Annotated in this window: 9 protein-coding genes; 2 read left to right on the forward strand and 7 right to left on the reverse strand. The window is 71.0% G+C overall.

Going from position 1 to position 13,380, the window contains the following annotated elements:
* Positions 1-71: 71 nt before the first annotated feature.
* The 3 genes from MDN94_RS33075 to MDN94_RS33085 all read right to left on the reverse strand — a co-directional run bounded on the left by MDN94_RS33075 (position 72) and on the right by MDN94_RS33085 (position 2,078).
* Positions 72-731 (reverse strand): hypothetical protein, encoded by a 660-nt coding sequence (locus tag MDN94_RS33075; RefSeq protein ID WP_482729510.1) that lies wholly within the window; start codon positions 729-731, stop codon positions 72-74.
* Between the two features lie 87 nt (positions 732-818).
* A complete protein-coding gene (locus MDN94_RS33080) occupies positions 819-1,247 on the reverse strand; it encodes a DUF6153 family protein (protein ID WP_482729511.1) in 429 nt (142 codons plus the stop codon).
* 396 nt (positions 1,248-1,643) lie between these two features.
* Entirely contained in the window at positions 1,644-2,078 is a 435-nt protein-coding gene (locus MDN94_RS33085; RefSeq protein ID WP_482729512.1) for a hypothetical protein, read from the reverse strand.
* Positions 2,079-2,125: 47 nt separating this feature from the next.
* Here MDN94_RS33085 and MDN94_RS33090 point away from each other — a divergent pair, with 47 nt between their 5' ends.
* The gene (locus tag MDN94_RS33090) at positions 2,126-3,811 is read left to right on the forward strand and encodes an NAD(P)H-dependent oxidoreductase subunit E (RefSeq protein ID WP_482729513.1); all 1,686 of its coding nucleotides are present in this window, start codon (positions 2,126-2,128) and stop codon (positions 3,809-3,811) included.
* Positions 3,808-6,528, forward strand: coding sequence for a formate dehydrogenase subunit alpha (gene fdhF / locus MDN94_RS33095; RefSeq protein WP_482729514.1), 2,721 nt, complete (start codon positions 3,808-3,810; stop codon positions 6,526-6,528). Before MDN94_RS33090 ends, fdhF begins: the two co-directional genes overlap by 4 nt.
* Before the next feature lie 294 nt (positions 6,529-6,822).
* On the opposite strand, the gene MDN94_RS33100 is transcribed toward fdhF, so the two are convergent.
* From MDN94_RS33100 to MDN94_RS33115, 4 genes are all read right to left on the reverse strand, one after another.
* On the reverse strand, positions 6,823-7,128 hold the full coding sequence (locus MDN94_RS33100; RefSeq protein WP_482729515.1) for an Hsp20/alpha crystallin family protein: 306 nt from the start codon (positions 7,126-7,128) through the stop codon (positions 6,823-6,825).
* A 202-nt stretch (positions 7,129-7,330) separates the two neighbouring features.
* Positions 7,331-9,976: a cation-translocating P-type ATPase gene (locus tag MDN94_RS33105; RefSeq protein WP_482729516.1), complete on the reverse strand. Its 2,646-nt coding sequence runs from the start codon at positions 9,974-9,976 to the stop codon at positions 7,331-7,333.
* A complete protein-coding gene (locus MDN94_RS33110; RefSeq protein WP_482729517.1) occupies positions 9,973-10,842 on the reverse strand; it encodes a potassium channel family protein in 870 nt (289 codons plus the stop codon). Before MDN94_RS33110 ends, MDN94_RS33105 begins: the two co-directional genes overlap by 4 nt.
* 114 nt (positions 10,843-10,956) lie before the next feature.
* The gene (locus MDN94_RS33115; protein WP_482729518.1) at positions 10,957-13,356 is read right to left on the reverse strand and encodes a glycoside hydrolase family 65 protein; all 2,400 of its coding nucleotides are present in this window, start codon (positions 13,354-13,356) and stop codon (positions 10,957-10,959) included.
* Positions 13,357-13,380 lie beyond the last annotated feature (24 nt).

Consider the following 13,380-nt stretch of genomic DNA (forward strand, 5'->3'; position numbering starts at 1 on the left):
GAGCAGACCGCGGGCCCAGCGTGGTCCACGCTGGGCCCGCGGAGAACGGCTACGAGGGTGACGGACCGGGGTCAGTGGCTGTGGGAATGTCCATCCTGGGCCGGCTCGGTGGGTGCCTTGGCCGGAGGGGCCTGCTTGACGGGATCCTGGTCCGGCTTTGCGGGTGTCCCGGTCGTGGAACCGTGGTCGTGACTGTGGCCGTCGGAGCTGATGGTGCCGGCAAGGGCGGTCATGCCCAGCCAGGCGAGAGCTGCGAGGACCACGACGCCGGCCGCGAACGGGGTGACGAGGTGCCGCCAGCGGCCCTTGGAGTCCTTGGCGACGAACGCGACGTACGACATGAGCAGGCCGATGGGGGTCATCCAGGCGCTGCGCTCGGGGAACTGCTCGAAGTGCTGGATGCCGCCGCCGACCAGGCCGACGCCGAAGGACAGCAGCAAGGAGAACGCGACCAGCGAGATCGCCTGGCGCAGCGCCGGACGCTCGTCGGCCAGTACGAACTCGTTGACGATGGTCCCGAGGAGGAACACGAAGGCGCCGACGGCGCAGATGATCGCGTACAGCGGCGGATTGATCGGGTAGTGGACGACGGCGCCGGCGATGAGGGCGGCGCCCAGGAAGTAGAGCATCTGGCCGCTGTAGCGAGCCGGGAGTGACTTCTTGTCGAAGGCGGGGCGGCGATGTTTCGAGGCGGAAGGCTGCTGGAGCTCGGGCTTGAGAGCGGTGGTCACGCGGGTAAGGCCTTTCGGATCTTGGTGGGTGAGAGCAGGCAGAAGCCGCGCCGGCACCAGTGGTGCGGCGTCACGCTGATGCAGCTCTCAGCAGCGCAAAATCGAAAGACGGTGCAGGCACGGCGGGTCGCCGGTGCGGCTGATCCAGGAGTGCGTGGGTTCCGCGCGCCGGCCCAGGACGCGGTTGCCACCCCCGCGCCTGAGGGCGAACGTGAACAGGGCAGCGACGATGCACAGCAGCGCCAGGCAGCTCTCTCTGACTCCGCCGTGATCGCAGGGGGATTCGCCGTCCGGGCTGTCCAGTGTCCTGGTGGCGTCCCCGGAGGCGACGTCAGAGTGCGCGTGGGGTGTCTTGTCCCCAGCGTCGACGAGCGGGAGCGCATCGGCATGCCCGCTGTGGGCCGGCTGATGTGAGGCCAGGACGTGCATCCCGAAAAGGGCAAGCACCACCGCGAGGAGCGTTGCCCGCAGCAACGCTCCCGTGTGACGGTCGCGACGGACCTTGCCTGAGATCACGCTCACGACCGTAGGAGGGCTAGGTAGTGGGAATGCCGACAGGGGCGTTCCATCCGGACTGGGAGGAAGATAGCACCGGATCGGGATGCGTCTGCGCGGCGTCCGCAGCGTGGGCTGCAGCGTGCTGGCCGGCCCCGTGGCTCGGAGCCGGGGCGCGGCCATCTCGAGTTCGGCGGCGCAGAACGAGCGGATGGCCAAGTGCACGGAGTGACCACCGTGAATTCGGCATCTGCCACCTTCGCGCCGCCGACCACAGGCCGCGCGTCCGCGCCGCCGCCACGGTGTCCCGTTCTGTCAGGGGGACACCCACCCTGCACTCCCCATTTCTGTTCCCCAACCCGATTGGCCAGGTCAGCCAGTGTGGGCGCCGCTGTGGAGGGCGGCGCCCGCACGGGCTCAGCCGACGCGCAGGGTCATCGCGGCGGTGTGAAGCTTTCCTCCGGTCTGGAACTGCAGGAACAGCCGCCAGTTGCCCGCGGTGGGCGGCTCGGCGTGGAAGGTGAGATCCGGCCCGCCGTTGTCGCCGGTGACCTCGGTGGTGGGGTGGAGGTGGGCGAACGCCTGGTCGCCTTCGTGAAAGGCGGTCAGGTGGGCGTAGGTGTCCAGGTAGGGCTGGAGCTCGGTGACGGGCTTGCCGTTCTTGCTGACCGAGACGGTCAGGGGGACGGCCATGCCCGCCCTGGGCTGGCCCGTGACGGTGATGGTGTAGCGGTCGGCCTCGGTGGTGGTGGCCGGTGCGGGCAGCGGGGTGGCGGTGGCGTCGCCCGGCACGGTCACGGTGCGCGAGAGTACGAAGTCCTCGCCCTTGCCGGTGCCGCTGTCGGGGGTCATTGATACCCCGGATTGCGAGCCTCGGTGACTGATTCCACGATGAGGTCATGACTCCGGTGGGTTCCGCAGACCGCTTCGACGCGTTTCGGGCCCTGGACGACCGGCGCGGTCGGCCGGGAGACAAGCTGATCCAGTCGCTGGCCGACGTCAGGGCGGGTACAGCGGACAGCCCTGGGACGTGGGCTCCGGCTGTCGCTGCCGGTCTCGGCCTGCCCGCCGCCGCCGCACTCGGACCTGCGGGCTACTACGCGGACCTCGCCGCCCCGCACGGCCGCCGTCACGTCCGCGCCTGCGCGGCGACGGCGTGCTTCGCCGCCCAGGCCGGACGGCACCTCACCGAGGTGGAGCACGAGTTGGGCGTCACCGCGGGCACGGTTTCGCCTGACGCGGCGACCTCGCTGCAGACCGTCCGCTGTCTGGGGTACTGCTACGCGGGCCCCGCCGCCCTCGACGGTGACACGCCTTGCACCGGCCCGACGCTGGCCGGCCAGCTCGGGGGACGCGAGGCCCCTCGGGCGCCCGAGATCCCGGCGGCCGACGACACCGGCGACCCCGTGCTGCTGGGAAGCGTGGTGGCCGGTGAGCCCCCGTGGCAGGTGTGGCCACGGACGGTGACCACGAGCACTTCCGACGAGGTCCAACGGCAGGTGGCCGCATCCGGGCTGCGGGGGCGCGGCGGCGCGGGGTTCCGGGTGGCCGCCAAGTGGGAATCGGCCGGCCGGGCGCCCGGCACCGTGGTGGTGGTCAACGGCGACGAGGGGGATCCCGGTTCGTACGCCGACCGGCTGCTCATGGAGGCGGAGCCGGAGCGCGTACTGGAGGGCCTGGCCCTCGCATGCTTCGCATGCGGGGCACGCCGAGGCGTGATCCTTGTGCGCTCGGAGTATCCGCGTGCGCTGGCGCGGATACGCGAGGCGGTCAGGCAGGCGTACGACGATGGGCACTTCGGTCCGTCCGTACACGGAACGGACACGAGCCTGGACGTGGAAGTGGTGCAGGGCGCCGGATCCTACGTCGCGGGTGAGGAGACCGCCCTGATCGCGAGCCTCGAAGGGGACCGTGGCTGTGCCCGGCCGCGCCCGCCCTACCCGACCAAGCGTGGCCTCTGGGATGAGCCGACGGTGGTGAACAACGTAGAGACCCTCGCCTCCGTCCCGTGGATCATCGCCCACGGTGGAGACGCGTACGCCCGGCGCGGTGATCCGGGCGAGACCGGGACGAAGCTGGTGTGCCTGTCGGAGCGCTTCGCCCGGCCCGGGGCGTACGAGGTCGAGCTGGGCACCCCGCTGCTGCGGATCGTCACCGAGCTGGGCGGCGGTCTGAAGGACGGCAGCGAACTGACCGCTGTGCAGGTCGGCGGGCCGCTGGGCGGATTCCTCGGCCCCGACGCGCTGGACGTACCGCTGACGACCGCCGACCTCGCGGCCCGGGGCGCCGCCCTCGGCCACGCCGGGCTGGTCGCCTTCGACCAGCACGTGCCGCCGGAGGAAGTGCTGCGGCACATCTGGCAGTTCGCGGCGGCAGAGAGCTGCGGCGCCTGCTCCCCCTGCCGCGTCGGCTCGCGCCGCGGCTTGGAGCTGGCCTCCGCCGGCACCCCGCCCGGAACGGAATGGGGACGGCTCGCCAGTGTCCTGGCCGAGGCAAGCCTGTGCGCCTTCGGACGGCGCATTCCGCCCGCGGTGCACAGCCTCGCCCTGGCCTACGGGGACCGACTCGCGGGATGGGAACCATGACGGGAATCGAGGTGGACGGCGTCAGGGTCGCCGTTGCCGAGGGAGCCTCACTGCTCTCGGCGGTGCGGGCGGCCGGCGCCGAGCTGCCCGCGCTCTGCTCCGACGACCGGCTCAGCCCGGCCGGCTCTTGCCGTACGTGTCTCGTACGGGCCGACGGACAGATCGTGGCGGCCTGCGTGACCCCGGCCTCGTCCGGTGCCCACGTCGAAACCGCCGCAGAAGACCTCCGGCAGCTGCGCCGGGACGCGGTGGAGCTCATCGCCTCCGCCCTGCCTCCCCGTGCCCTCACCGAGGAAAATCCCAGCGAACTGGCCGATGTCTGCCGGTCGTTGGGCATCGGCCCGGACGCGGCACAGGGCATCGGAGGCCGGGGCGGGGACGACTCCCACCCGTACGTCCACCTGGACCGGGACCTCTGCATCGCCTGCGGGCGGTGCGTCCGCATGTGCGCCGAGGTGCAGGGCACCTTCGCCCTGACCTTGACCGGCCGGGGCGCCGACACCGTGGTCGCTCCCGGCACTGGTGGGCCCTGGGCCGAGTCGGACTGCGTGGCCTGCGGCGGCTGCGTCGACACCTGCCCCACCGGTGCGATCACCCAACCCGGCCCGGGGCACGGGCTCACCTCCGCCCACCGGCCGACCGCCACACGTACGACGTGCGGGTACTGCGGCGTCGGCTGCGCCTTGGACGTCGTCACCTCCGACGGCGAGGTCACGGCCGTGCTGCCCGCCCGGGACGGCCCCGTCAACCAGGGGCACGCCTGCGTCAAGGGCCGCTTCGCCCACGGCTACCTCACCTCTCCCGAACGGCTCACCCGGCCTCTGTTGCGGCGCGACGGCCGCCTGGAGCCGGTGAGCTGGGAGAAGGCGCTCGGCCATGTCGCCCAGGGCCTGCGCAAGGCCATCGACGCCGGTGGCGCGGACGCGGTGGCGGCGATCTCCTCGGCCCGCGCCACCAACGAGGAGAACTACCTCGTCCAGAAGTTCATGCGGGTCGTCATCGGCACGAACAACGTCGACAACTGCTCCCGCCTGTGCCACTCCCCGTCCGCCGCCGGCCTGACCGCCTCCTTCGGGCTCTCCGGCGGCACCGACAGCTTCGACGACGTGGAGCGGTCCGACTGCCTGCTCGTGGTCGGCGCCAACCCGGTCGAGGCCCACCCGGTGGTCGGAGCCCGCCTGCTCCGCCGCGTGCTGCGCGGAGCCAAGCTGGTCGTCGCCGACCCCCGCGCCGTCGGCCTCGCGCTGCATGCCGACGTACACCTGCGGCCCCGGCCCGGCACCAACGTGGCGCTCTTCCACGGCCTCGCCCACGTCCTGCTCACCGAGGGGCTCGTGGACGAGGAGTTTCTGCGCGAACGGGTCACCGGCCTGCCGGAACTCGCCGAGCTGCTGTTGGACTACCCGCCCGACCGTGTCGCGGACATCACCGGGGTGCCCGCCGCTGACCTGGTCACCGCGGCCCGGCTGTACGGCCGTGCCCGGCAACCCGCGATCGTCTACGGCCTAGGCGTCACCGAGCACCTGCACGGCACCGACGGGGTACGGTCCCTGGCCGACCTCGCGATCCTGCGCGGCGCCGTCGGCACCGACCGCGGGCACGGCGTCAACCCCCTGCGCGGCCAGAACAACGTCCAGGGCGCCTCCGACATGGGAGCGCTGCCCGATCTCCTGCCCGGCTACGGGAAGGTGACCGACCCTGCCGCCCGAGCCCGGGCCGAAGCGGTGTGGGGAGTACAGGTTCCGGAGCGCCCCGGACTGAGGATCCCGGACATGTTCGCCGCCGCACGGGCGGGGGATCTGCGGGCGCTGTGGATCATCGGCGAGGACGTCTGCGCCACCGACCCCGACAGCAACCAGGTAGCCGCAGCCCTGGACGCCTGCCCGCTCGTCGTCTGCAACGAACTCTTCCTCTCCGAGACCGCCCGCCACGCCGACGTCGTTCTGCCGGTCACGTCCTGGCTGGAGAAGGACGGCACCTTCGTCAATTTCGACCGCCGTTTCCAGCGGGTCCGCCCCGCCGTACCTCCGCCGGGCGAAGCACGCAGCGACTTCGATGCCGTACACGCCCTCGCCGGCCTGATGGGCGGCGACCTGGGCTGCCCCACTCCGGCCGACGCCCTGGCCGAATGCGGACGTATCGCCTCCGTCTTCGCCGGCCTCTCCCACGCCCGGCTGGACCGGGAAGGCGCCGTGCCGTGGCCCTGCCCGGATCCCGACCGCCCAGGAGAGGCCAAGCTCTACAAGGAACGGTTCGCCACCCCGGACGGCAAGGCCCACCTCAGCGCAGCTCCCTACCTCCCGCCCGGGGAACAGCCCGACGACGACTACCCGCTGGTCCTGGTCACCGGGCGGCGCTGGGCGCACTACAACTCCGGCAGCATGACCCGACGCGGCGGCAACCTCGCACTCGACCCGGTCGACTTCCTCGACCTCCATCCCGACGATGCCGCCCGCTACGGTGTGCGGGACGGCACGCAGCTCACCGTGGAGAGTCGGCACGGCCAAGCCCGGCTCGTCGCCAGGGTCGGTGAGCAGACCGCCCCCGGCCAGGTCTTCTGCTCCTTCCACTTCCCCGCGAGCGGGGTGAACCACCTCACCTCCGACCAGGCGGACACCGTCACGTCCTGCCCTGAGTACAAGGTCACGGCCGTGCGCGTGGGGCGCATCATGACCGCGTCGGACGGGGCGGTCCAAGGGGCCACTGGTATGGGTTAGGGGGCCGCGCAGACGAGCCGACGAAATGGCCCACCCGCTCGGGCAGAGGACGTAGTGACGCTGCCGCAGGGGCCGAGCGGACGGGTGCCGCGCTGGGTGTCGGCAGCCCACGGACAGATAACAGATATGTGCGCGGCCAGAAGAACGGATCGGCCGCGCACCAGGATGCGGTTCAATGCGCACCTACGCTCAGAAGTCCCGCATCGGCATGGTCCTCATGCCCGTCTTCGCCTCCCACACCGGCATCGTGATGGCAGGACACCATGCTCGTACTCAGCCGTCGCCTCGTCGCTCTCAGCCCCCGGCGGCAGCAGGGTGAAGTGGCCGTAGTGGAATTCCGCGCGGCCCTGCTGGGTGGTCTCCTCGCTGGCGCTCGGCACGGAGGGTCAGGCAACCTTCCGCGACGGTGATCTCAATATCCTCGGCGTCGATCCCCGGAAGCTCGGCCTGCAGCACGTACCGCCCGTCCGCCAGGCGTTCTTCGACGCGGACACCGTGCGTCGCCGGAATTTCCTCCAGCACGGGGAATCCCGCCACCGCCCATCCGGACAGGTCGGGCAGTGCAGGGCGGCCGGGGAGCCGCTCGGTCGTGCCGGTCATGTCCAGCACCTCCTTCTTCCCCGCTTCCAGGGTCACCTGCCCGAGCCCGAGTCGCGTGGGCCGACCCGGTCCCCGTGCGCGGTCCGTTCGGCCCTGTCAGCCGATCAGCGACTTCCTCCGGCGCGGGTCGGCCTCGCCCTCTCGTGAGGGTCACAGGGCGGTCAGCGGATGGGAATTCGCGCTTCCGTTGCGCATGACGGGCTCAACGCCCTCGGACCTCCGGAGGGCCCCCGCGCGGTGGGCGTTCCGGTTTCAGTCGGGCCTGAAGGCGCATGACGACATGGCCGAGACCGGACACCGCGCAGGCGATCGCGAGGTCGGTGGGCGGAAGCGGCTCCGTACCCAGCAGCTCCTGCAGGGGCGGCAGATAGACGCCCGCTACCTGGAGGCTCAGTGCCGCGCCAACGGCGACGAGCAGGAACGGGTTGGCCAGGCTGCCCGGGCGGGCCCGTGAGCCGAGCGCCACGCCGAGCTGGGTGGCGCCGAGGATCAGGAAGATCATGGACTGCCAGGGGCGTCCGGTCTCCCGGGCCCAGACACCGACCACGAGGGTCACCGTGGCGACGAAGGCTCCCATGAAGAGGATGCGGGGCCACAGGCCGGCCCCCAGCACGCTCTCCTCGGGAGGACGGGGAAGGTGGCGCATCGTGTCCGGGTCGACGGGCTCCGCGCCGAGGGCAACGCCGGGCAGGCCGTGCGTGAGAAGGTTGATCCACAGGATCTGTGCGGGGAGCAGCGGCAGCGGCATTCCCAGGAAGGGGCCGAGGAGCATGACCAGGATCTCCGCGGTGCCCCCGGCAAGGCCGTAGAGCAGGAACCGGCGTACGTTCGCGTAGACCCGGCGTCCCTCCTCGACGGCGGACACGATCGTGGCCGGGTTGTCGTCAGCGAGGACCAAATCGGCCGCCTGGCGTGCGACCTCGGTACCGCGCCGCCCCATGGCGACACCGATGTCGCCCTGCCGCAGAGCCGGGCCGTCGTTGACGCCGTCCCCCGTCATCGCCACCACGTGCCCGGCCCCGCGCCACGCCTGGACGATGTCCAGCTTCTGCTCGGGGGTGGTGCGGGCGTAGACCCGTACGTTCGTCAAGTCGCCCGCTGTGCCTTCCCGGATCCGGTCCCCAGTGGTGCCCTCCTCATCCCGGGCAGCGATCCCGAGGCGCCCGGCCACGGCCCGTGCGGTCAGCGGGTGGTCTCCGGTGATGAGTACGGGGACGATGCCGGCGCGTTTGCAGGCGGCGATCGTCGACTCGGACGTACTGCGGGGCGGGTCCAGGATGCCGACGAGGCCCAGAAGCGACAGGCCCGATTCCCACGTCGGGGGCTGCTGCGCCGCGTCCTGGTAGTCGGCCGAGGCGATGGCGAGGACCCGGTACCCGCGGCGTGCCAGCACCTCGGCCTGTGCGGCCGCTTGGGCGAGTACGTCAGGCCCGTCGGTAAGGATCTCTGGCTGGAGCACTGATTCCGGCGCTCCTTTGCATGCGATCCGCACTCCGCCCTCCGGCCTGCGGTGGATGGTCGTCATGCGCTTGCGGTCGCTGTCGAACGGGATCTCCTCCAGACGCGGCAACCCGCGATCCAGCGCCCCACGGCCCAGCCCGAGACGGACTCCGGCCACCAACAGAGCGGCCTCCGTGGGATCGCCCAGCGCACTCCATTCCGTGGAGCCGTCCAGCGGGGGCTCCAGCGCCGCGTCATTGCACAGCATCGCGGCACGCAGCAGCTCCGCCAGGTCGGGCGCGGTGCTCACGATGACCGGCTCGCCGTCGCGGACGACTTGGCCCTCGGGTTCGTAGCCCGTGCCCACGACCGCCGCCTCGCCGTACGGTGTCCACAGCTGCTCGGCCGCCATCCGGCCCTCGGTGAGGGTGCCGGTCTTGTCGGTGGCGATCACGGTCACCGAACCCAGTGTCTCCACCGCGGGCAGTCTGCGGACGATGGCGTGCCGGTCCGCCATCCGCCGCGCTCCCAGAGCCAGAGCCAGGGTCACCACGGCGGGAAGGGACTCCGGGACGGCGGCGACGGCAAGGCTGATGGCCGCCACGATCATCAGCTCGACGGGCTGTCCGCGGACCAGCCCGAGAGCGAGGACCACCACGCACAGCGCCACGACGGCCGCCGCCAGAGTCCGGCCGAACCTCGCCAGCCGGTGCTGGAGCGGAGTGGGACCGGGTGCGGCGCCCATCAGGGCAGCGATCCGGCCGAGCGCGCTGCCGGCGCCGGTGGCCGTAACCACGACACGCCCGTGGCCGCGGACGACGATCGTGCCCGCCGACACCGCACCTCGCGACGCGTCCTGGTCAGGGGCCTTCTCCATCGGCACGGACTCACCCGTCAGCGAGGACTCGTCCGCCAGCAGCAACGACGCAGCCAGCACGTCTCCGTCCGCGGGAACAATGTCCCCCTCGGCCACCAGCACCAGGTCGCCCGGCACCACCTCAGCAGCCGGGATAGAGCGTTCCTCGCCGTCGCGCACCACCCTGGCGGCGGGGGCGCTCATCGCGGACAGGGCCATCACCGCCTGTTCCGCCCGTACTTCCTGTACGACACCGACCATGGTGTTCACGGTGATCACGAGCAGGATGACGGCGGCGTCGGAGAGATCGCCGGTGGCGATCGTCAGAGCGGCGGCCACGAGCAGAACAAGGATCAGCGGGTCGCGCAGCTGTTGCAGTACCCGACGCCACACCGGGATCCGCGGCTCCGCCGGGATCTCGTTGGGACCATGGAACTCCAGCCGCCGCGCGGCCTCGTCCGACGACAGGCCCGACGGACCCGCCCAGGGGGTCGCACCGCGGGGTTCGCCGATGTCCGCGTCGGGCGTCCGGCTGTCCCTGGGCCGGTTCACGAGGCCCGCCCGTGGTCGGCGGCGTAGGCCGCGAAGACGTCCGTCGGTACCGCGCCCGTGTGGAGGAAGCGTTGGTCGAGGATGGCGGCGAGATCTCTCAGCGCACCGGCGAGCAGCTCACCTGCCAGTCGCACCTCCGGCCGCCCTGCGGCCTGTCCGCGCCGGGCGAGAGCGGCGGCGTAGCCGATCATGGCCGCCAGCGACGAGTGGTCCTCCCCGTCATGGAAGTAGTACGCCTCGGCGTACTGGGTGAAGTCGATCCGGACGCGTACGACCTCGGTGGCCAGGCTGTCCAGCAAGAGGGCACCCGCGGTGCTGTCGATCTGCTGCTGCGTCGGATTCGCGTCGCGCAGCAGTGCCAGGCGGATGGCCAGGACCCTTCTACGGGTCAGCGCCGGGTAGATTTCCAGCACCCAGGAGACTGTGGCCGTCAGTAGGGCGAAGCCGACCAGCGCCTCCAACGGCGAGACCAGGCGGAGCCAGCCCTCTCCGGGCGCGATGTCACCCAGACCCAGGGTGGCGACCGTGACGAGCGACAGGTACACGGAGTCGAGAAGCGCCGGCTCCTGCGCCGCCTCGGAGCCGGGCGAGAAGGTGAAGGCACCGGGCATGTGCGGCCAGTAGATGATCGCCCAGCCGAGGATGACGGTAGTGGCCCACATGCACACGACGGTCACCATGGCGAGTGGTCCGACCAGCCCGACCACACGCCTGCGGGCACGGAGGCGCCGGGCCAGTCTCCACAGTGCCGTCATGACGAGGCGGCTCAGCCCGCCATGGCGGGTGGGGTGCCAGAGTGTGTGGAACAGGTCCCGCAGGGTGACCATGACGAGTCCAGCGCCCACCAGTGAGACCCACCACTTCATCCGCGTCTCCCACGGCCTTGTCGCCCGAAGCCGAACCCCGCTCTGGGAGCGTAGGCCGATGGCAACACCGCCGCAGGGCAGAGTCGCCTCGCTGCCGGGCCGCATCCCGTCGGATCAATCCGTCGGCAGTACGAGCGGGCAGGTCTCGCCGGGGGCGATGGTGACGGCTCGGTCGGCCAGCACCACGCGGATCGGGGACTCCTCCGAGTCGGGTACACCGATCTCCAGTTGCCCGCTCCGGCGCCGTACACCGACACCCCAATGGCCTCGATAGCGGAGCGAGAACCCGTACTCGGACAGTGCCGGAAGAGGTACGGGATCCAGCCACAGGGCGTCCTCGCGCGTCTCCAGTCCCGTCAGACCACGCTGGACCAGATCGAGGGTGCCGGCCATCGCCCCCAGGTGGATGCCCTCGCCGGTCGTACCGCCCTGGATATCGGCGATGTCGGCCTCCAGGGCCTCCTGGACATATCGCCACGCCTCGGCTCGCCGGGCCCGGGCCAGGACGAAGCCGTGGACGAGCCCGCTGAGCGTGGAGCCGTGGCTCGTGCGCTGAAGGTAGTAGTCGACGGTCCTGCGCCAGACCTCGTGGTCCAGCTCGTACCCGAGACGCCGAAACAGATCCCGCAGCTCCGCAGGTGAGAACAGGTAGCCGAGCATGAGGACGTCGGCCTGCTTGGACGCCTTGTAGCGGTTGACCGCGTCACCTTCGGCCTCCAGGATCCGGTCCAGCCGCCTGATGCTGTCGTAGCGTGACCGGTAGGCATCCCAGTCCAGCTCGTCAAGGTCGTCGTAGCCCTCGAACTGACTGATGACGCCCCGGTGGAACGGCACCCGCAACCGCCGGGAGACCTCCTCCCACCGCAGAAGTTCGCCGCCGTCCAGCTGTACGCGATCGAACAGTTCCTGCCGACGCCATGCGGGAAGGCGCCGCAGGAGCTGCAGGGTGCGGGCAAGGACCCAGGCCGCGGTGACGTTGGTGTAGGCGTTGTCGTCCAGTCCCGGCTGGGCGGAGGCCGGGTAGCTGTCGTGATACTCGTCGGGGCCGACGACGCCCCGGATGCGGTAGCGGCCCGATTCGGGATCGAAGGCCGCGATGTCCGCCCAGAAGCGGGCGATCTGCAGCAGCATCTCCGCACCCTTGGTGTGCAGGAACTCGGTGTCGCCGGTGGCCTCGCAGTACTGCCAGATGTTGTAGGCGATCGCCGAGCCGACGTGGTGCTGGAGCCGGGAGTAATCCGGCAGCCAGCGGCCCGAGCGGGGGTTGAGATGCAGCTCTTGAGTCTCCTCGCGGCCGTCGCTGCCGCTCTGCCACGGGTACATCGCCCCGGCCCGGCCGATGGCGGCGGCCGCCCGGCATGCCTGGGGCAGGCGCCGGTGCCGGTAGTTCAGCAGCGCCCGGGAGACCTCCGGGAAGTGCAGATTCAGATACGAGAGCACGAACAGTTCGTCCCAGAAGACGTGGCCGCGGTACGCCTCTCCGTGCAGCCCTCGGGCCGGAACTCCCACGTCCAGATCCGCGGTGTGCGGAGAAAGTGTTTGCAGGACATGGAACAGATGCAGGCGCAGGACCCGACCGGCCTGGCCGGGCACCTGGATCTCCGCGCGCCGCCACAACCGCTCCCACGCTGCGGCATGGGAGGCCAGCAGGGCCGAGAAGTCGGCAGCTGCGGACACCCGGTCGACCGCTGCCCCGAGTGGGTTGCTGATCGCCGTATCCCGTGAGGTGTGCAGCGCCACGGTCTTTTCCACGCCGACGGGTCGGCCCGGAGCGATCGGGATCACCAGGCGGTGGACGGCACGCCGACGGGCGGGATGAAGCTCCGACGAGATCAAAGGCTCCCCGGTGACGACTGTCCGGGCCGCCATGGCGATGCCGGTGTCGGAGGTGCGGGTGCGGCAGTGCAGCCACGTCATGTCGTCCTTCGCCGTCCCGGTCCGTACATGGGCCAGGTGGTTGCGGTTGAGGGAGCGGTAACGGTGCACGTTGCCGTTGATCACGTCGCCGTCGAGGGCGGACTCGATCTCGATCTCTCCTGACCAGTCCTCAGCCGTGAAGACGGTCCGTAGCGCTGCCAGGTGAGGGTCCCCCATGTGCACCAGGCGCATCTGCTCCACACTCAACACGCCCGCGTCATCGTGCCGGTAGCGGAATGTGCGGGTCAGCGTGGCGCGGCGCAGATCCAGGGTGTGCCGGTAGTCGACAAGTGTGCCGGTGTCCGGGGAGAACCACGGGCTCCACGATCCTGCGGCGCGGCGGCAACGAAATCGCAGGAGCAGCCAGTTCGGGAGATTGACCAGGTCCTCGTTCACCACCTGTCGCCCCGCCACGGTCGACTCCAGACGGTTGTAGCACCCGGCCACGTAGGTCCCCGGGCAGTGGACCAGCCCCGCCCTGCTCTCGGGCACCGCACCACGGGTGGCGAAGTAGCCGTTGCCCAGCGTGCACAACGCCTCGCGCAGCCGCTCAGCAGCCGGGTTGTAACCGTCGTATTCCCAGGTCCACTCCGACATCCGCCGGCCTCACCCTCTCCCGTC

It is taken from the genome of Streptomyces sp. WAC00040, from assembly GCF_056835925.1.